The organism is Pseudomonas sp. PLMAX (assembly GCF_046042685.1).
GTDB lineage: Bacteria > Pseudomonadota > Gammaproteobacteria > Pseudomonadales > Pseudomonadaceae > Aquipseudomonas > Aquipseudomonas putida_AE.
Genome location: NZ_CP064949.1, coordinates 2,307,023 through 2,326,426, shown reverse-complemented (window position 1 = coordinate 2,326,426; position 19,404 = coordinate 2,307,023). Strand labels below are relative to the sequence as shown.

Below are 19,404 nucleotides of genomic sequence, written 5' to 3'. Positions count from 1 at the left end.
GGAAATGGGCGGAGCCTGTATTGACGCGCCCCTTTCCTGCATCGCGGAGATAGGCCTTATGAAGCAGCCACTCGACCAAGCTCGTTAACTGATACGCCGATTTGGTCCAGCCAGATTTTACGTCGGGCAAACAAGGCGGGAGCACTGACGTTGACCTCTGTAATCAACATGTCCAGTTCGGCGTTTTTCAGTTGGCCGTTTTCAACTAACACCCGCCCCGCCACCATGGTCATGTCGACATCGCCACCCTGAACGGCATGGACTAGGTTGTGATGAAGGTTGGCCAGCGGCCCCTTGGTGATCAGCGGGGTCATTCTTGGCGTGTCAACGCGCACCGCGATGATGTCCGCTGCCTTGCCTTTTTCCAGGGAGCCTATCTGCTTGTCCATGCCCAGGGCGCGCGCGCCGTCGATGGTTGCCATGCGGCACACCGACCAGGCGTCGAGGGCTGCGGCGTTGAGGCTGGCGAATTTGGCCAGCAGGGATGAGACTTTCATTTCCTCGAACATGTCCAGGTTGTTGTTTTCCTTTTCGCCGTCGGTGCCCAGGCCTACGGCGACACCGGCCGCCAGCAGTTTTTCCACCGGGGCGGCACCGGACGCCAGTTTCATGTTGCTGACCGGGTTGTGCGCCACGCCTACGTTGCGCTCGGCCATCAATTTTATTTCGCCGTCGTCGACCCAGACGCAGTGGGCCAGCAAGACCTTTCTGGCATCGAGCAGGCCAAATTTTTCCAGCGCCTGTACTGGTCTGATGCCGTGGCGGCGCAGGGTTTCTTCGACGTCGAAACGGCTTTCATTGCTGTGGGTGTGGAAGCCCACCTGGTTGGCCTTGCAGATATCGGCGATGCGTTGCCAGGCCTTGGGCACGGCGTAGAACAGGTGCTCCAGGCCGACCCACACGTTGATGCGACCGTTGGCTGCGCCGTGCCAGCTTTCGATCAAGGCTTCGTTGCTGTCCAGTGTCTCGAAATAGTCGTGGTCCGGGTGCTCCGCCACGTAGGGCACCAGCACGGCGCGGATGCCGAGCTCGCTGGCCGCTTCGGCGCTGCCGTGCATGTAGCGCCACATGTCGACGATGGTCGTGGTGCCGGACAGCAGCGCCTCGCTGTAGCAGAGCATGGAAGCCAGCCGCGCTTCGGCAGGGAGCAGCACGCGGTGCATGGGGTCGATGTATTGCTGCAGCCAGTCCCACACCGGCAGCCCTTCCGCCGTGCCGCGAAGGATGCCGGAATGGCAATGGGTGTTGACCAGGCCAGGCATCAGCAGCCGGTCGGTCAGGCGCCGGACCTTGGCCTGGGGATGCCGGGCGAGCAGTTCGCTCGCCGGGCCGACATCGGCAATCACGCCGTCATTGATTAGTACGGCGCCATCTTCGATGACGGTGTTATGGGCGTCCATGGTGAGCACCAGATCTGCCCGCAGGAGTTCACTGATCATCATGCTTGACCTTTTTTTGAGTGTTTTTTGAAGGAGAGTTATCAGCTTTCGCCCAGGACCGCGGACCGAGCGGCGCTGGCCTCGGCTTCTTCGGGCTGGGCGGGGCCGTTGAACACCAGGTTGAGGATCAGCGCGGTGAGCACGGTGAGGATGATCCCGCTTTCGGTGAACACCCGGCTCCATTCGGGCAGGTGGTGGAAATACATCGGCGAGACCATCGGGATCATGCCGATGCCGACGCTGGTGGCAGCGATCAGCAGGTTGTAGCGCGACTGCTCGAAGTCGACGGTAGCGAGAATACGCACGCCCATCAGTGTGACCATGCCGAACATCACCATGCCGGCGGCGCCGAGCACGTATTGCGGCGTGGAGGCGACGATATAGGCCAGTTTGGGGAACAGCCCGAGGCCGATGAGGATCAGCGCGCCGGCCATGCACACGTAGCGGCTCTTGACCCCGGTCATGGTCACCAGACCGATGTTCTGCGAGAACGAGGTGTAAGGAAATGCGTTGAATACGCCGCCTACCATGGCGCCCATGCCATCGGCCCGCAGACCGCGCACCAGGCGCTCGCGGGTGGTCGGCCGGCCGACCATGTTGCCTAGCGCGAGGAACATCCCGGTCGATTCAACCATGGTCACCAGCATCACCATGCACATGGAAATCACGGCCACGGCATCGAAGGTTGGCACGCCAAAGGCGAAGGGGGTGATGGTGGAAAACCAAGGGGTTTCAGCGATGCCATCGAGCAGGATGTCGCCGCGAAAGAAGGCAATGACGAAGCCGACCAGGACACCCAATAACACTGCGATGTTGGCAATGAAGCCCTTGGCAAAACGGTTGAGCCCCAAGATCAGCAGCAACTGGGCCAGGGAGATGGCCAGGTAGACCGGGTTGCCATAATCCGGGTTGGGCCCGCCATTGGCCAGGGTCGGCTGGCCCCCTGCGGACCAATCGATGCCCACGCGCATCAGGCTGATGCCGATCACCAGCAGCACCGTCCCGGTCACCACCGGCGGAAAGTAGCGCATGAGCCGGCCCATTACGGGCGCGAACAGAAGGCCGAACAGCCCCGACGCGATGATCGCGCCATAGACGCCCGGCAGACCGATGCCGGGGGTCAGGGCGATGGCGATCATCGGCGTTACCGAGGCGAAGGTGACGCCCATCATGATCGGCAGCTGAATGCCGAAGAAGCGGTTGCCCGCGCACTGCAAGAGCGTGGCCACACCCGCCGCGAACAGATCGGCGTTGATGATGAGGGTCAACTGGTCCTTGGGAAGCTTGAGTGCCGCGCCGAGAATCAGCGGCACGATGATGCACGCCGAATACATAACCAGCACATGCTGGAAACCGAGTACGGCTGTTTGAACCAGCGGCAGGCGCTGATCGACTGGGTGCACGCTATGGGTCATGTGTCCTCTCCTGAAAAGTGTTGTCGAGGCAGTGATGAGATAAATAGTTATTGTGGTTATGGGTAGCGCGCAGCCAACATGCGCCTGGCCGTACCCGTTGTAAAAATGGGTCCTATTGATTTTTTTAATGGAGCAGCGATGAGGTTGTCCCTCGAACAACTGGCGGCATTTTCAGCGGTGGTCAGTGAGCGCTCGTTTTCGGCGGCGGCACGCAAACTGGGCAAGTCGCAATCGGCGGTGAGCATTTCCGTGGGCAATCTGGAGATCGATCTGGGGGTTATCCTGTTCGATCGCAGCCAGCGCTATCCGCAACTCACCAATGAAGGCCGGGCTTTACTGCGCGATGCCGAGGCCATCCTGGGCCAGTGCTTCAACATGGAGAATCGTGCGAGCAGCCTGGCGGAGGAGCTGGAGACTGAGTTGGTGATCAGCATCGACGAGGCGATTCCCTATGAGTCGCTGGCGCCTGTGCTGGAGGAGTTTTCCCGGCGCTTCACCCACGTCGACCTGACCGTGCTGCACCCCTCCGGGCCGGACGCCCTGGCGATGATCGAGGAGAAAAAGGTCTTGCTTGGGGTGATGTGCACGCGCACCCATTACCCGAGGAACCTGCAGTTCATACGCCTGGGCAGCATCACTTTCAGCAACGTCGCCTGCCACGACCATCCGCTGGCCGGGATGCCCACGGTCAGCTTCAACCAGTTGAGCAACTACCGTCAGTTGATCTACTTGCCCTTCCAGGACCGCTTGCCCACCAGCGAATACCTCAACTCTCCCAACCATTGGCGCGTCGAAAGCTATTTGACCTTGATGGACATGCTGCGCGCCGGCATGGGCTGGGCCACGGTGCCCAGGCAATTAATGCAGACCCTGGGTCTCAATGGGGAGTTTGTGGAACTGCAGCTGCAGGCTTACCCGTGCACTGACTGGAAAGTGGGCGTCGACCTCGTCTGGTCTTCAAGTTTGCGCTCGGGTAAAGCCGGTACCTGGCTGCGTGATTCACTGGGGCGAACGTCGATAACAATGCAAAAAATGAAGGGAGCGACAGCGGGAACGGATTGAAAGGAAAGGGACAGATGTACATTCAGAAAAATCTTTCCCCTTTAGTGAAGTCACTTCGCCTTAACGGCGATCATAGCGGTAATCATCCGGGCGCCGATCGTATATCGATCCTGCCAATGGCCGTCGTGCCGGTGTTGTCATGGACAAGCAACGGGCGAAACCAAAACCGCATTGACCAGTTGAATCTAAAGCCGTTTTCTACCTTTGGCCAACGGCAGCTATGGGTCTGGTAGCAGCCCCTCGCAGCAGGCATAAATCGGCCAGAAGCAGACACTCGGCAGTCACTCTGCCGAGATGCTGGTGTGGTGTACCACGACATCGAGATCAGTAATTGAAGTCATGCCCCAACTCCTTCTGCATCCACTCCAGAAATCTTCTCACCCGAGGGAAGTTTGCATGGGCTCTCGGGAAAACCAGATGGTGTGCAGTGATTGACGCACTCAAATCCGGCGCTACCTCGACCAGCGCGCCACGCGCCAGATAGTCCTGCGCCAGCAGCGTGCTTTCCAAGGCAAACCCAAGCCCGTGATTGGCTGCCTCCAGCGTCATGTAGGAGCGGTCAAAGCTGAGCGTGTAGGGTTTTTCCGGGCGTGACAGGCCATGTTGGGCAAACAGCTGCGGCCACTTGATCAGCGTGGCCTCCGAAAGGATCAGATTGCAGTCCAGTAAATCCGCGACGGCCCGGATGGGGCGTTTTTCCAGCAGCTTCGGGGACGCCAGCACGGCAATCTTTTCATTGCGTATCGTCCGTACTTCATAGCTGGGCCAGTTGGGCATGCCGTGGCGGATATCTACATCGATCTTGTCGCGGCTGAAATGCAGCGATTCGTAGGAGCACGAGAGATTGAGCTGGATATCGGGATGACTCTGGCGAAATTGCTCCAGTCTCGGCATCAGCCACAACAGGCCGAAACTGGGCGACGAGTGCAGTCGCAGGCAGTCGAGGCTGACATCGCTGGTGGCCCGTTCGGTGGCCACGGCGAGGCTGTGCAGGATGCCGGAAACCTCGGTGAGGTATTGCTCGCCCACCGGGGTCAAGGTCACGCCCCTGGCCGTTCTGAGAAACAGCTGCCGGCCGATCATGGCCTCGAGTTTGGCCAACTGGTGACTGACCGCCGAGGGCGTCAGGTCAAGCAGTTCGGCGGCGCGGGCGACGTTGCCGAAGCGTGCCGTCTGTTCAAAGGCCTGAATGGCTTTCAGGGGTGGAAGGATCGGGGGTGCATCGCCAGGTGAACTCATGATTATTGTTATTCCGCTGCAAGTGGCTTGGGCCGGGCGTCCAGCTATTCAAACATTGGCAGAGTTGGTTGGCGAGTGCTGAATTTTTTTCAGCATCGAGTGACATTCGCGTTATTGCTCAGGGTCTGTCTGGAGCACAAGCTGAGTCATCGGTTCTTCGGGGATCGACCCAATAAAAACAATCAGAGGTACTCTTCCATGCTTCTTCAAGGCAAAGTCGCGATCATCACCGGTGCAGCTTCCGCACGTGGCATCGGCCGCGCTACAGCGACCACCTTCGCGCAACAAGGTGCTCGTGTCGTGATCCTCGACCTGGACGAAGCCGCCGCACGCGATGCCGCTGCTTCCCTGGGCGAAGGCCATCTGGGCCTGGCCGCCAACGTCGCCGACGAATCCCAGGTGCAGCAGGCTGTCGCAAAAATCATCGAGCACTTCGGCCGCATCGACATCCTGGTCAACAACGCCGGCATCACCCAACCCCTCAAGACGCTCGACATCCGCCCTTGCGATTACGACAAGGTGCTGGACGTCAGCCTGCGCGGTACCTTGCTCATGTCCCAGGCAGTGATTCCACTGATGCGCCAGCAGTCTGGCGGCAGCATCGTGTGCATGTCGTCGGTTTCCGCTCAACGTGGCGGCGGCATTTTCGGTGGCCCTCACTACAGCGCCGCCAAGGCCGGCGTGCTGGGCCTGGCTAAAGCCATGGCTCGGGAACTGGGGCCGGACAAGGTGCGCGTCAACTCCATCGCCCCCGGCCTGATTCACACCGACATCACCGGCGGCCTGATGCAGGACGAACGCCGCCACGCGATCATCGACGGCATCCCCTTGGGTCGCCTGGGCGAGGCGCAGGATGTGGCCAATGCGGCGCTGTTCCTGGCCAGCGACCTATCCTCCTACCTGACCGGCATCACCCTGGATGTGAACGGCGGCATGCTGATTCACTGACAACACCTGACGGGCATCAAAGCCCGTGCGGTTCTGGATCGACGACGCAGCCGGGCTTGATCGCCTGGCGGTCAATAAAAACAAGAGATCAGACCATAATGACTACCCTGTCGCTCGAAGCGGTTTCGACCGTGCGCTCCAACGCCTACCGTAAAACCGCGTGGCGCCTGATGCCGTTCCTGATGCTGTGCTACCTGTGCGCCTACCTCGATCGCGTCAACGTCGGCTTCGCCAAACTGCAAATGATGAATGACCTGGCACTCAGCGAAACGGTCTACGGGCTGGGCGCGGGCATGTTCTTCATCGGCTACTTCCTCTGCGAAGTGCCCAGCAACATCATCCTGCACAAGGTCGGGGCGCGGGTCTGGATCGCGCGCATCATGATCACCTGGGGCATCGTCTCTGCCCTGTTCGCCTTCGTCGAAACCGCCTGGCAATTCTATGCGTTGCGCTTTCTGCTGGGGATCGCAGAAGCCGGCCTGGCACCGGGCCTGCTGCTGTACCTGACCTACTGGTTCCCGTCCTACCGGCGTGCGCGCATGACCGTGTTGTGGTTCATCGCCATTCCGCTGTCGGGCATGGTCGGTGGCCCGATCTCCGGCTGGATCATGACTCACTTCGCCGGTATGCACGGCTGGGCCGGATGGCAATGGATGTTCGTGCTCGAAGCCGTGCCCACCGTGGTGGTTGGACTGCTGGTGTTGAGTTATCTGAAGGATGGCGTGCATCAAGCCAGCTGGCTCAACGACGACGAAAAAGCGCTGATCAGCCGCGAGCTGGCCGAGGATGACCAGAAAAAAGTCACGCACGCCTCTGTTGGCGAATTCATCCGCGACCGTCGCCTGTGGTTACTGGCAGCCATCTACTTCTGTGTCGTGATGGGACAGTACGCAATCACCTTTTGGTTGCCGACCCTGGTGCGTAATGCAGGCGTGTCCGACCCGATGAAAATCGGCCTGCTGACCAGCCTGCCCTACTTCTGCGCGATTGCCGCCATGCTGTATGCCGGACGCAGTGGCGACAAACACCGCGAACGCCGCTGGCACCTGATCGTGCCGATGATCGCCGGAGCCGTCGGCCTGAGCCTGGCAGCCCTGATGGGGGGCAATGTGATGCTCTCCATCCTGAGTCTTTGCCTGGCCGCTTCCGGAATCCTGTCCGCCACCTCGATGTTCTGGATGCTGCCCACCACGCTGCTCGGTGGTGTATCCGCTGCCGCCGGCATCGCAGCGGTGAACAGCTTCGCCAACCTCGCCGGTTTCTGTTCGCCCTACCTGATTGGCTGGATAACCACACTGACCGGTTCCAGCGCCATCGGCATGTATCTGATTACTGGCGTGCTGCTCGCCGGTGCCACCCTGGTGCTGCGCATTCCCGCCGCCTTGGTCAATCGTTGATTCACAGGAGTATTCACCATGACTGCCAATCCTTCATTCGTAACACCCAAGACCCTGGCGGAGCGCGCCCACAACATTCGTCGCCACGCGTTGCGCATGGGCCAGGTCCAAGGCCAAGGCTACGTCGGCCAGGCCCTCGGCGCTGCCGACCTGCTGGCGGTGTCCTACTTCCATGCCCTGAACCATCGGCCCGAAGACCCTGATTGGGAAGCCCGCGATCGCTTCTACCTGTCAATCGGTCACTACGCCATTGCGCTGTACGCGGCCTTGATCGAAGCCGAAATAATCCCGCTCGATGAGTTGGAAACCTACGGCGCAGACGACAGCCGCCTGCCTATGTCGGGCATGGCCGCCTACACGCCGGGCATGGAAATCACCGGTGGTTCGCTGGGTCAGGGCCTGGGCATCGCAGTGGGTGCCTGCCTGGGCCTCAAGCGCAAAGGCTCGCCTTCCTTCGTTTACAACTTGCTGTCCGACGGCGAACTGAATGAAGGCTCGACCTGGGAAGCCGTGATGTCGGCATCGCACTGGAAGCTCGACAACCTCATCGCCATCGTCGACGTCAACAACCAGCAAGCCGACGGCTACTCCAGTGAAATCCTGTCCTTCGAACCCATCGTCGATCGCTGGCAAGCGTTTGGCTGGTTCACCCAGCGCGTCGACGGCAATGACCTGGAGGCGCTGGTCACCGCGTTCGATGTCGCGCGCAATCATTCCGGCACTCAGCCGCGGGTGATCATCTGCGACACCAAAATGGGCAAAGGCGTGCCCTTCCTGGAAACCCGGGAAAAGACGCACTTCATCCGCGTGGAAGAACACGAATGGGATCTGGCACTGAACAATCTTGAAGAAGGAAAAAACCAATGAGCAATGCAGCCAACACTCCGACTTCGACTGCCGAACCGACCAGGAAACGCCTGACCACCTCGGCGATGATCGCCTCCATTGCCTCGGAAGGCCAGGCCACCAGATCGGCACCTTTCGGGCATGCATTAGCCGCGCTGGCAGATCAGCGTCAGGACATCGTCGGCCTGTCCGCCGACCTGTCCAGGTACACCGACCTGCACATCTTCGCCAAGGCCCATCCCGACCGGTTCTATCAGATGGGCATGGCCGAGCAACTGCTGATGAGTGCGGCCGCCGGTATGGCCCGCGAAGGCTTCGTACCTTTCGCCACCACTTACGCGGTGTTCGCCTCACGCCGCGCCTACGACTTCATCTGCATGGCGATTGCCGAGGAAAACCTCAACGTCAAGATCGTCTGCGGCCTGCCCGGCCTCACCACCGGTTACGGCCCCAGCCACCAGGCCACGGACGACCTGGCCATCTTCCGCGCCATGCCCAACCTGATGATCGTCGACCCCTGCGATGCCCTGGAAATCGAGCAGGCCGTGCCCGCCATCGCCGCGCATCAGGGGCCGGTGTACATGCGTTTGCTGCGCGGCAATGTACCGCTGGTGCTGGACGAGTACGGCTACAAGTTCGAGATCGGCAAGGCAAAGACCCTGCGCACCGGCAACGATGTGCTGATCATCTCTACAGGCCTGATGACCATGCGCGCACTGGAAGCGGCCAAGGAACTGCAAGCGGACGGCATCGATGTCGCCGTGTTGCACGTGCCGACGATCAAGCCATTGGATGAGCAAACCATTCTTGCCGAGGCAAGGAAGTCAGGTCGACTGGTGGTCACCGCAGAAAACAGTTCGATTATTGGGGGACTGGGCGAAGCCGTTGCCGGGGTGCTGCTGCGCAACGGGGTGACGCCCACCTTCAGGCAGATTGCCTTGCCCGACGCGTTCCTCGATGCCGGTGCTTTGCCGACGCTGCATGATCGTTATGGCATCTCCACTCAAGCCGTGTGCACGCAAATCAAAGCCTGGCTTTAACGGCGAGGACATCTGCTATCTGCCAGGGCATTACGCCCTGGCTTGCTCATGTTGTGTTGACGTCGCCACAGGCAATAATCGGCCCCTGCAAATAATCGATTTTTTCAATAGAACCTCTTTGATAATCCCTGCCGATCGCACGGTCTGAATTTTAGTGAACCGAAACCGACACCCATTTCAGGATGTGGGCGATCCGCTAAATGACAGGGATGATTTGAAGGTGGAAACCATCATGTCGAACTATTCAGCCGACCAGATTATTGCCTGCCGCCGCGTAGCGATGGAGCAGAACCGAAAGCTGTTCGAGGAAGCGAACGCCATCAACCGGTCAGCGCTCGATCTCCTTGACCGCAGTGATTTCGACAGCGAAATGTTTCTTATTTATTTGCAGCTGCAGGAAAAGGCAAAATACCTGTTTAGAGAGGCGCTGGAACATATCACTTTACTGGAGGAACAATTTCCCTCACCGCAGCTGCAAAACACCATCGATGGCAGCACTCGAAAATCAGCGCTTTTGAATGAGGCCCGGACGAGAAGAATCCAGCGCTACCCTGGCTGTCTTCCAGTCGACGTGAATCAGGGAATTTATCATGGCAGCAAATAATCGTTAACTTGCCTATGAAGGGTGCCGCTTGTCGTAGCCGTAAAACTTAACCCGGCAATATAAAGGTCTAATTTTCACGGTGACGCAAGGTCATGAATCAACAGCGGGACGGCCATCATGAAAATAGCGCAAATTGCTCCGTTATATGAGTCCGTCCCACCCTCGCTGTACGGGGGTACCGAAAGGGTCGTTGCACACCTGACAGATGCCTTGGTAGAACTGGGACACGAAGTCACCTTGTTCGCCGCCAATGGGTCACACACGGCTGGCGTCCTGGTGACGGGTCGCGATCAAGCGTTGAGACTGGATCAAACGCCGCTGAAATCCGAACTTGCCTGTCATTTAAGCTTGCTTTCTGAAGTACAGCACCGAGCTGGCGAGTTCGATGTCTTGCATTTTCACGTTGACTTGCTGCACTTCCCTTTTTTTGAAGATATTGCGCACAAGGTATTGACCACCCTTCATGGCAGGCTGGATATGAAAGATCTTGAGGGTGCCTATTCGCGATGGCATCGCTATCCTCTTGTATCCATCTCCCGACATCAGCGTACGCCACTGCCAGATGCAAACTGGATCGACACGATCTATCACGGTTTGTCTCGTACCAGCTTTAGCCTGCATCGAAGTGCAGGGGATTATCTGGCGTTTCTGGGGAGAATATCTCCTGAAAAACGCCCCGATCGTGCAATCAACATTGCCCTCGCTGCCGGGTTGCCGTTAAAGATCGCCGCCAAAGTCGATGCCGCTGATCGTGAATATTTCGAACAGCGCATATGTCCTTTGCTTACACTTCCCGGCATCGAATATATCGGAGAGATAGGAGATCATGAGAAATCCGACTTCCTGGGAAACGCCAGAGCCTTGTTATTTCCCATTGATTGGCCCGAACCATTCGGATTAGTCATGATAGAGGCAATGGCTTGCGGTACACCGGTTATCGCCTGGAATTGTGGTTCCGTCCCCGAAGTGGTTGAACATGGCGTCACCGGCTTCATAATCAATAGCGAACAAGAGGCTGTGGTCGCTACCCGTCAGGTACTTGAACTTGATCGACAGGCTATACGTGACGTTTTCGTCAATCGTTTTTCCGCCAAGGTAATGGCGCAGCGGTATGTCGACCTGTATCGAACACTGACCGCAGGTTGATACTCGCGATGCCTTCAGGCCAATCCCATGACAATCACATCCGGTTCTCCTGAATCCCCGCAACAAGTCCCCCTCGTCAATGAGCCAGGCGCTCAAAACCTGTTTGTGCTGGTCGACCATAACACCTACCTGGTGGCCAACGCATTCGGTGACATCGAGCCTGGTGCCGTAGGGTTATTCCATCACGACACCCGACTCCTTTCCGTCTACCAGTTGAGTGTCGCTGGACAACGTCCATCCCTGCTGTCCGCGTCAGTCAGCCAGGACAACGTCTACTTCATCTCTCATTTAACCAATCATCCCCTGCCCCTGTTAGGCGAAGAAACCACGCCACAGGGCGTTATCCATATCGGACGCAAGCGTTTCCTTTGGGAGGAACGCATGTTCGAGTGCATCAGCCTGTTCAATTACAGTGATCAACCCAGTCTGTTGCCGATCAATTTGCGTTTCGCCGGCGACTTCCGGGATATGTTCGAGGTTCGCGGTCAAAGCCGGCCTTTGCGCGGCACACTCTCCGAGCCGCAGGTATCCAGGCAAGGGGTCGTCGTGTGCTACGAGGGCCTGGACAAACAGCCGCGCAGCATGGCGATCAGCTTTTGCACCGAGCCAACGCACATCAACGGCGACAATGCCAGCTTTCAAATTGAAATAGGCCCGCATAAAAGCCATGAGCTTTATATTGAGGTCGGTTCAAGCATCATGCAGCCGGGGCGTCAGCGCTATCGATCCGCTGCCGCTCTGGCTTGCCGTGCAATGCGCAACAAAGAACAACGAGGCGCGCGCATCATAGCTTCAGGCCGCTTGTTCCAGGCCTGGCTCAATAAATCCCGTGCCGACCTGGCCTTACTGACGGCAGACCTTCCGACTGGCCCCTATCCGTATGCCGGCGTTCCCTGGTACTCCACGCCGTTCGGACGTGACGCCATCATCACGGCCTATCAATCCCTGTGGCTTAACCCCTCCCTGGCGCGCGGAGTACTCGCCTACCTGGCCGCGCATCAAGCCACCGAAACCTCGACATTCCGTGATGCCGAACCGGGAAAGATCATGCATGAGACGCGGCAGGGGGAAATGTCGAGACTCAACGAATTACCCTTTGCTCGCTATTACGGAGGCGTCGATACAACGCCCTTGTTCCTGATGTTGGCCGGCGCCTATGTACGACGCACCGAAGATCTGGCGCTCATCGAGGTGCTATGGCCGGCACTTGAACTGGCAACGTCATGGATGGAAAACAATGCATCAAGGAATGCCGAAGGTTTTATTACTTACCAGCGAGGGGAACTCACCGGTTTGGCCAATCAGGGCTGGAAAGACAGCCACGATTCCATTTTCCACCAGGATGGTCGCTCGCCTGAAGGGCCTATCGCGTTGGTGGAAGTGCAGGGCTACGCTTGGCGCGCTTATTTGAGCATGAGCACATTGGCCAGGCGCCGAGGCGATAACCAGGCAGCGGAACACTGGCAAACCTGTGCAAACAAATTACGTGAGGCGGTTGAACGCTGCTTCTGGATGAAGGATCGGCAATTTTATGCACTCGCCCTAGACGGAAACGGCGAGCGTTGCGAAGTGAGGGCCTCAAACGTGGGTCATTTGCTGTTTACCGGCTTACCTTCGGCTGAGCGAGGCAAGGCCGTTGCACAGCAACTCCTCACTAACGCCTTCTACAATGGCTGGGGCGTCAGGACGCTGGAAACGGGGGCCATCCGCTTCAACCCCATGTCTTATCACAATGGATCGGTCTGGCCTCACGATGTCGCCCTGTGTGCAGCAGGTATCAGTCGATACGGCGAACACACTGGCGCTGTCCGATTGCTGAGCGGAATGTTCGAAGCGGCTGCCTTCTTCGGCATGCGATTACCGGAACTGTTTTGCGGATTCAAGCGCGCCCCCGGCGAGACACCCGTCGCTTACCCGGTGGCCTGTTTACCTCAGGCCTGGGCAGCTGGCTCAGTGTTCATGCTCCTGCACGCCTGCCTGGGGATTACCATTGATGCTGCAGCTCGCCGTGTGGTCATTCGACACCCCCATCTTCCCATTGGCATCGATCGCCTGGAAGTGCGCAAGCTGAGATTCAATGAGCACTGCGTCGACCTTTGTTTCCAGAGAATCGGTGACGGCGTGGCTGCGTATATCGAACGGCAGCAAGGGCCGGATTTGATTCGCCTGGATGTCAAACTCTAAAACGCCACACCACTTCGATCCGCCTTGCAGAGCCCAGCGCGATGCAGGGCGACAGTGGCCTGTGTTCGTTTCGCATTTAAAACAAATTCCTCATTTCCCCACCCTCAGCGTTACCTGAAAAAGCACCACCTCCTCGCAAATCCCCGAGCCTCGCACGATCGATGTGCAATTTCGTGCCATACAAGAAACCACGTTTCATATATGAAACGTCGATAATTTTTAAATTAATAGCTAACTCATTAATTTAAAACGTTTTTTAAACAAAATAAGGACCTTGCCAATCTCTGGCATTGTTCATGCACTAAACGCCGTATCACCTATAAAACAGACCAGAGACCCTTCCCAATGGCTGTGAAAGAGATGTACGCCGTCGCCCCGCAATGGAACAAACCCGCTCCCAAGGAAGATCTGGAGCCCACCGAGATTGAATTCCGCAATGTCGGCAAATGTTTCCCGGCCAAGGGAAAACCCGAAGCGCCGTTCGCCATTCGCGGGGTCAATTTCAAGATCCGCCGTGGTGAAGTGGTGTCGATCATCGGCCCTTCCGGTTGCGGCAAGAGCACCATCCTCAATATGGGTTCCGGCCTCTACCGCCCTTCCGAAGGCGAAGTGTTCGTCGGCGGTGAAGCGGTCACCGGCCCGGTCCGCCAGGTCGCCTTCATGCTGCAAAAAGACCTGTTGATGCCGTGGCGCAGCATTCGCCGCAACGTCGAACTGGGCCTGGAAATTCAAGGTGTGGCGGCCGCCAAGCGTCAGGCCGTGGCTGAAGATCTGCTCGATCGTTGCCACCTGCAAGGCTTTGCCGACCACTACCCGTTCCAGCTGTCGGGCGGCATGCGCCAGCGCGCTGCCCTGGCCCGCACCCTGGCCGTCGACCCGCAGGTGCTGTTCCTCGACGAGCCGTTCTCGGCGCTGGATGCGCAGACCAAGATGATCCTGCAACAGGACATGGCGCGGATGCTGTTCGATGAAAAGAAAACCGCGCTGTTCATTACCCATGACCTGATCGAAGGCATCGCCATGTCTGATCGCCTGCTGGTCATGAGCGCCCGCCCCGGCACCATCATCGAAGAAATCAACATCGACCTGCCGTTTCGCGACAACCCGCTGGAGCGCCGCAAGCTGCCGGAGATCGGCCCGCTGGTGGGTCGCCTGATGGAGTTGCTGCAAGTCAGCGAACACACCGAACTGCATTGATCACGCCTGTAGGCCCGCAACCGATTAGGAGTACGCATGTTCAAGTCTCTGTTTCAACGCTTCAGCCAGGTCACCGCCATCACGCTCGGCCTGGGCATGGCCTTCGCCGCCCAGGCGCAGTCGACCGACGTGACTTACCTGTTGCCGGCGCCACCGAACCTGCCGGCGTTCGCTCCGTGGATCATCGCGCAGCAGAAGGGTTACTACGCCGCCCAGAACCTGAACATGAAGTTCATCGCCGCCAAGGGTGGCGTGGACGTGGCAAAACAGATCGGCGCCGGTAACGCCATGCTCGGCGGTGCCCTGGGTGATACCCCGATCGTGGTGCGGGCCAACGGGATTCCGGTGCGCGCGGTCGCGGTGCTGGGTGCCGGCGGCGTGACCATGATCGCCACCAATGCCGAGCAAAACATCAATTCCATCAGCGACCTCAAGGGCAAGACCATGACGGTGATGTCCTACTCGGACACCACCTACTACGCCCTGCTCGCCTCCCTGCGCAAAGCTGGCCTGAGCAAGAACGATGTGAACATCCAGGCCGCCGGCCCGGCCGGTGTCTGGCAATTGTTCTCGGCCAACAAAGCCGAGGCGATGGCCGGTGTGCCGGACTGGGTGGTCAACGCCGAAGAAGCCGGGTTGAAGATCAAGCTGATACCGCAGTCGCAGATTTTCGAAAGCATGGCCCAGTCGATCCTCGCCTCCGACGACGCGATCAAGAATCACCCGGATATCGTTCGCGGCGCGGTCCAGGCAACCCTGCAGGGCATGCGCGACATCATTGCCGACCCACGGGCTGCCGCCGTGACCTTTGCCAAGGCGGTGCCCGCCTATGCCGGCAAGGAAGACTCGCTGGAGAAGATCTTCAAGCTCTACGTCGAGCATGTCTACGCCAACCAGACCGTATTGGGTCGAATCGATCCGGCGCGACTCGAAGCGGTCCGCCAGTTCTATGTCAGCGAAGGCATCGTCACCCAGGAGCCCAAGCTCGACGACCTGTACACCAACCAGTTCATCGACACCCAAACAGCCGCGCAATGACGGCCAGTGACAACAAGGTAACGACACGATGAAAAACCTCAGTAATTCCATGCTCGGCAGCGTCGCCCTGCTGATCCTGTTCCTGGTGCTCTGGCAGTGGGGCCCGGGATTGCTCGGCATGCCCGAATTCGTCATGCCGCAGCTGAGCCGCGTGGCCCAGGAAGGCCTGGTGATGTGGCACAGCGGCGGCCTTTGGCAACACACCCTGATCACCGCCTTCGAAATCATCGTCGGTTTTGGCCTGGGTGCCCTGCTCGGTGTGGTGATCGGCGTGTCGCTGGGCCTCTCGCCCGCCGCCGAGGCCATGCTGTCGCCGTACATCCTGGCGCTGCAGATCGCCCCGAAAGTCGCCTTCGCCCCGCTGTTCGTCATGTGGCTGGGCTACACCATCTACCCGAAGATCCTGATCGCCATCCTGATCGTGTTCTTCCCGGTGATGATCAACGTGCTGTCGGCCATCCGCACCGTGGACCCGGACATGATCAACCTGGTGCGGACCATGAACGCCAGCCGCTGGCAGATCTTCCGCCTGGTGGAGTTCCCCTCGGCCATGGCCGCGCTGTTCTCCGGCCTGCGCATTGCTTCGACCCTGGCCGTCATCGGCGTCACCGTCGGTGAACTGGTCGGCGGTAACCAGGGCCTGGGCTTCCTGCTGGTCGATGCCGAAGGCCAAGGCAATACCGCGGGCGTGTTCGTCGCCATCGTCATGCTCACGCTGATCGGTGTTCTCGCCTACGGCGCGGTGGTCTGGAGCGAAAAACGCGTCCTGCACTACATGCCCAAAGCCATGTTGAGTACCCAATGATGACCACCCTCAATCGCTTGCTCGAAGGCCGCCGCGTGCTGGTCACCGGTGGCGCCCGCGGACTGGGTTACGCCTTTGCCCAGGCCATCGGCCGCGCCGGTGCCCAGGTGGTGATCGCCGACATCCTCGCCGAACGCGTGCAGCAATCGGCCGCCGAACTGGTCGCCGAAGGCCTGGACGTGCATGGCGTCACGGTCGACCTGGCGCAGCCGGATTCGATCGATGCCTGCATCGCCGAAACTACCCGTTTGCTCGGAGGGTTGGACGGACTGGTGAACAACGCCTCGATCACCAATTCCGGTGGCAAGACCTGCGAAGAGCTGACCCTGGACACCTGGGACCAGGTGATGCAAGTCAACGTGCGCGGCACCTGGTTGATGACCAAGGCGTGCCTGCCGGCCCTGCGCGCCAGCGGCCAGGGCGCCATCGTCAACCTGGCGTCCGACACCCCGCTGTGGGGCGCGCCGAACCTGCTGGCGTATGTCGCGAGCAAGGGCGCAATCATCGCCATGACCCGCAGCCTGGCCCGTGAACTGGGGACCGACAACATCACGGTCAACGCCATCGCACCCGGCCTGGTGCTGGTCGAAGCCACGGCCTATGTGCCCGAGGCGCGCCACCGTTTGTACAACGATCAACGGGCGATTCAACGCCCACAACTTCCCGAGGACGTCAGCGGCGCCGTGCTGTTCGCGCTGTCCAACCTCGCCCGTTTCATCACTGGACAAACCCTGCCGGTCAACGGCGGGTTCGTCATGCCTTGACTTGATCTGGAGACAGCCATGACCGATTTATCAGCACAGCAACAAACCCCGAAAAGCTGGGAACAACCCGCCGGCAGTGATCTGGAAAGCTGGATGAACACCCGCATCGCCCGTTATGAGACCCGCAAGTACGACTGGAACGCGCTGAAATTCCAGGCCGACTACGACCCGAAATTCCGCCGCGCGCAGATGCGCTACATCGGCACCGGTGGCACCGGCGTGACCTCGGACATGAATACCATCCCGTCGGAGAACTTCACGTTTTCGACCATGGTGATCCCGGCCGGTCACGAAGGCCCGCCGCACCTGCACACCGACGTCGAAGAAGTGTTCTTCGTGCTGCGCGGCAAACTCAAGGTGGTGATCGAGAAGGACGGCGAGCGATTCGAAACCATCCTCACCGACCGCGACGTGATTTCCGTGCCGCCCGGCGTGTACCGCGAAGAGATCAACATCGGCGATGAAGACGCGTTGATGTGCGTGATGCTCGGCGCGAAAAAACCGCTGACCCCGACCTACCCGCCAGAACACCCCCTGGCCTCGATCAAGCGCGGATAAGCCCATGTCGCACGCCATCGATCATCACGCTCCGTCGCTCACCGCCGATCTCCAGGCGCAGCTGGCCCTGCACTTCCCGCAGCGCCTGCTTGAGCTCGCCGGTGCTCGCCAGGCCTTTCGCGAATGCGGAAGCGGGCCGGCCATTGTGTTGTTGCACGGGATCGGCTCGGGCTCGGCGTCGTGGTTGGCGGTGGCGCAGGAACTGGGCCGCAACGCCCGGGTGATTGCCTGGGACGCGCCGGGCTACGGCGACTCCACGCCGCTGCGAGCCCTGGCTCCGGATGCTTCGGACTACGCCGAACGGCTGCTGCAGATGCTCGACGCCCTGGGCATCCAGCGCTGCGTGCTGGTGGGTCATTCACTCGGGGCCATAACCGCCGTCGCTTTCGCCAGCGGCGTGCAGCAACAGCGTATCAGCCGCCTGGTGTTGATCAGTCCGGCGCAGGGCTACGGGCATCCAGCACGCGCCGTGCAGCGCCAGCAAGTGCGCGACAAACGCCTGCTCGCTTTGGAGCAGCTGGGCATTGAACAGATGGCCGAGCAACGCAGTGCCTACATGCTCTCCCCCGCTGCCAGCCCTCAGGCACAGGCCTGGGTGCAATGGAACATGGCGCGACTCAATCCCGAGGGTTATCGCCAGGCCATCGAGCTGCTGTGCGGCGACGACCTGCTGCGCCATGCACCGCTGACCATGCCTTGCGAAGTGCATTGCGGCGACGCCGACGGCATCACCGTTCCCGAAAGCTGCGAGACCCTGGCCAAGGCCCTGGGCGGCACTTTCGAGCTTATCAACGATGCCGGACACGCCAGTCCCATCGAACAACCTAGTGTGGTGGCGGGCCGCCTGGCCTGCGCCATCGAAGAATCCCTGACAGGTGCATCGCTATGAACGATTCAGATCTGCTGAAGGACGCTCAGGACAAATACATCGTGCCGGGCCTGGAGCGCGGCCTGCTGCTGCTGTGCGAATTCAGCCGGCGCAACCGCACGCTGACCGCGCCGGAACTGGCCCGGCGTCTGTCGCTGCCGCGCTCGACCATCTTTCGCCTGCTGACGACGCTGGAAACCATGGGCTTCGTCACCCGCAGCGGCAACGAATACCGCCTCGGCATGTCGGTGCTGCGCCTGGGCTTCGAATACCTTGCCTCACTGGAATTGACCGAGCTCGGCCAGCCGCTGCTGGCCCGCCTGTGCGACCGCCTCAACTACCCGAGCAACCTGGTGGTGCGCGACGGCCGCTCGATCGTCTACGTGGCCAAGGTCTCGCCGCCGTCGGTGTTCTCCAGCGCGGTGAACGTCGGCACGCGCCTGCCCGCCCACGCCACCGTGCTCGGGCGCATCCTGCTCGAAGACCTGTCGCTGGCCGAGTTGCGCGAACTCTACCCGGAAGATCATCTGGAACAGTTTTCGCCGTGCACGCCAAAGACCGTGATGGAGCTGTTCGACATGGTCCAGGCCGACCGCCAACGCGGATTTGTCAGCGGCGAAGGCTTCTTCGAGTCGGCGATTTCCTCGGTGGCCGCGCCGGTGCGCGATCAATCCGGGCAGATCGTCGCGGCGCTGGGCGTGACCATTCCGACTACGCAGATCGCCCACGTCAACTTCAACGAATTGCTCCTGCAGGTACGGCGCAGCGCCGACGAACTGTCGCGGTTGCTCGACTACAACAGCGCGACCGGCCACGACGGCCACAACCGCGTAACGGCGCTGATGAGGGATTGA

The 19,404-nt window shown here is 59.8% G+C and carries 19 protein-coding genes; 16 read left to right on the top strand and 3 right to left on the bottom strand.

Annotated elements, in window-relative coordinates:
* Positions 1 to 56: 56 nt before the first annotated feature.
* A complete protein-coding gene (locus DKB71_RS10700; RefSeq protein ID WP_408600327.1) occupies positions 57 to 1,442 on the bottom strand; it encodes an amidohydrolase family protein in 1,386 nt (461 codons plus the stop codon).
* Positions 1,443 to 1,480: 38 nt separating this feature from the next.
* Complete coding sequence (locus DKB71_RS10695) at positions 1,481 to 2,854, bottom strand: nucleobase:cation symporter-2 family protein (protein ID WP_408600325.1); 1,374 nt, start codon at positions 2,852 to 2,854, stop codon at positions 1,481 to 1,483.
* Positions 2,855 to 2,992: 138 nt separating this feature from the next.
* Between DKB71_RS10695 and DKB71_RS10690 the strand changes: the two genes are divergently transcribed.
* Both DKB71_RS10690 and DKB71_RS10685 read left to right on the top strand, forming a co-directional pair.
* On the top strand, positions 2,993 to 3,916 hold the full coding sequence (locus DKB71_RS10690; protein WP_408600324.1) for a LysR family transcriptional regulator: 924 nt from the start codon (positions 2,993 to 2,995) through the stop codon (positions 3,914 to 3,916).
* Positions 3,917 to 3,930: 14 nt separating this feature from the next.
* Entirely contained in the window at positions 3,931 to 4,149 is a 219-nt protein-coding gene (locus tag DKB71_RS10685; protein ID WP_408600323.1) for a hypothetical protein, read from the top strand.
* 91 nt (positions 4,150 to 4,240) lie between these two features.
* Here the strand turns inward: DKB71_RS10685 and DKB71_RS10680 are convergent, their stop codons facing one another.
* Complete coding sequence (locus tag DKB71_RS10680) at positions 4,241 to 5,155, bottom strand: LysR substrate-binding domain-containing protein (protein WP_274076437.1); 915 nt, start codon at positions 5,153 to 5,155, stop codon at positions 4,241 to 4,243.
* 198 nt (positions 5,156 to 5,353) lie between these two features.
* On the opposite strand from DKB71_RS10680, the gene DKB71_RS10675 reads away from it, so the two are divergent.
* From DKB71_RS10675 to DKB71_RS10610, 14 genes are all read left to right on the top strand, one after another.
* Positions 5,354 to 6,103, top strand: a complete 750-nt coding sequence (locus tag DKB71_RS10675; RefSeq protein ID WP_274076436.1) for an SDR family NAD(P)-dependent oxidoreductase — start codon at positions 5,354 to 5,356, stop codon at positions 6,101 to 6,103.
* A gap of 98 nt (positions 6,104 to 6,201) precedes the next feature.
* Complete coding sequence (locus DKB71_RS10670) at positions 6,202 to 7,500, top strand: MFS transporter (protein ID WP_274076435.1); 1,299 nt, start codon at positions 6,202 to 6,204, stop codon at positions 7,498 to 7,500.
* 18 nt (positions 7,501 to 7,518) lie between these two features.
* A complete protein-coding gene (locus DKB71_RS10665) occupies positions 7,519 to 8,367 on the top strand; it encodes a transketolase (RefSeq protein WP_408600322.1) in 849 nt (282 codons plus the stop codon).
* On the top strand, positions 8,364 to 9,386 hold the full coding sequence (locus DKB71_RS10660; protein ID WP_408600321.1) for a transketolase family protein: 1,023 nt from the start codon (positions 8,364 to 8,366) through the stop codon (positions 9,384 to 9,386). Before DKB71_RS10665 ends, DKB71_RS10660 begins: the two co-directional genes overlap by 4 nt.
* Positions 9,387 to 9,618: 232 nt before the next feature.
* On the top strand, positions 9,619 to 9,990 hold the full coding sequence (locus DKB71_RS10655) for a hypothetical protein (RefSeq protein ID WP_408600320.1): 372 nt from the start codon (positions 9,619 to 9,621) through the stop codon (positions 9,988 to 9,990).
* 117 nt (positions 9,991 to 10,107) lie between these two features.
* Entirely contained in the window at positions 10,108 to 11,136 is a 1,029-nt protein-coding gene (locus DKB71_RS10650) for a glycosyltransferase family 4 protein (RefSeq protein WP_408600319.1), read from the top strand.
* A 27-nt stretch (positions 11,137 to 11,163) separates the two neighbouring features.
* On the top strand, positions 11,164 to 13,320 hold the full coding sequence (locus DKB71_RS10645) for an amylo-alpha-1,6-glucosidase (protein WP_323607711.1): 2,157 nt from the start codon (positions 11,164 to 11,166) through the stop codon (positions 13,318 to 13,320).
* A 360-nt stretch (positions 13,321 to 13,680) separates the two neighbouring features.
* Complete coding sequence (locus tag DKB71_RS10640) at positions 13,681 to 14,517, top strand: ABC transporter ATP-binding protein (protein WP_408601081.1); 837 nt, start codon at positions 13,681 to 13,683, stop codon at positions 14,515 to 14,517.
* A 36-nt stretch (positions 14,518 to 14,553) separates the two neighbouring features.
* Complete coding sequence (locus tag DKB71_RS10635) at positions 14,554 to 15,555, top strand: ABC transporter substrate-binding protein (RefSeq protein WP_274076429.1); 1,002 nt, start codon at positions 14,554 to 14,556, stop codon at positions 15,553 to 15,555.
* A 28-nt stretch (positions 15,556 to 15,583) separates the two neighbouring features.
* Positions 15,584 to 16,360 carry an ABC transporter permease gene (locus tag DKB71_RS10630; protein WP_274076428.1) on the top strand — a complete coding sequence of 259 codons (777 nt, stop codon included), beginning with the start codon at positions 15,584 to 15,586 and terminating at the stop codon, positions 16,358 to 16,360.
* Positions 16,357 to 17,124 carry an SDR family oxidoreductase gene (locus DKB71_RS10625; RefSeq protein ID WP_408600318.1) on the top strand — a complete coding sequence of 256 codons (768 nt, stop codon included), beginning with the start codon at positions 16,357 to 16,359 and terminating at the stop codon, positions 17,122 to 17,124. Before DKB71_RS10630 ends, DKB71_RS10625 begins: the two co-directional genes overlap by 4 nt.
* A gap of 18 nt (positions 17,125 to 17,142) precedes the next feature.
* Positions 17,143 to 17,682 (top strand): cupin domain-containing protein, encoded by a 540-nt coding sequence (locus DKB71_RS10620; protein WP_274076426.1) that lies wholly within the window; start codon positions 17,143 to 17,145, stop codon positions 17,680 to 17,682.
* A gap of 4 nt (positions 17,683 to 17,686) precedes the next feature.
* Positions 17,687 to 18,571, top strand: a complete 885-nt coding sequence (locus tag DKB71_RS10615) for an alpha/beta fold hydrolase (protein ID WP_408600317.1) — start codon at positions 17,687 to 17,689, stop codon at positions 18,569 to 18,571.
* Positions 18,568 to 19,404, top strand: coding sequence for an IclR family transcriptional regulator (locus DKB71_RS10610; protein ID WP_008054905.1), 837 nt, complete (start codon positions 18,568 to 18,570; stop codon positions 19,402 to 19,404). The genes DKB71_RS10615 and DKB71_RS10610 overlap by 4 nt, the downstream gene beginning before the upstream one ends.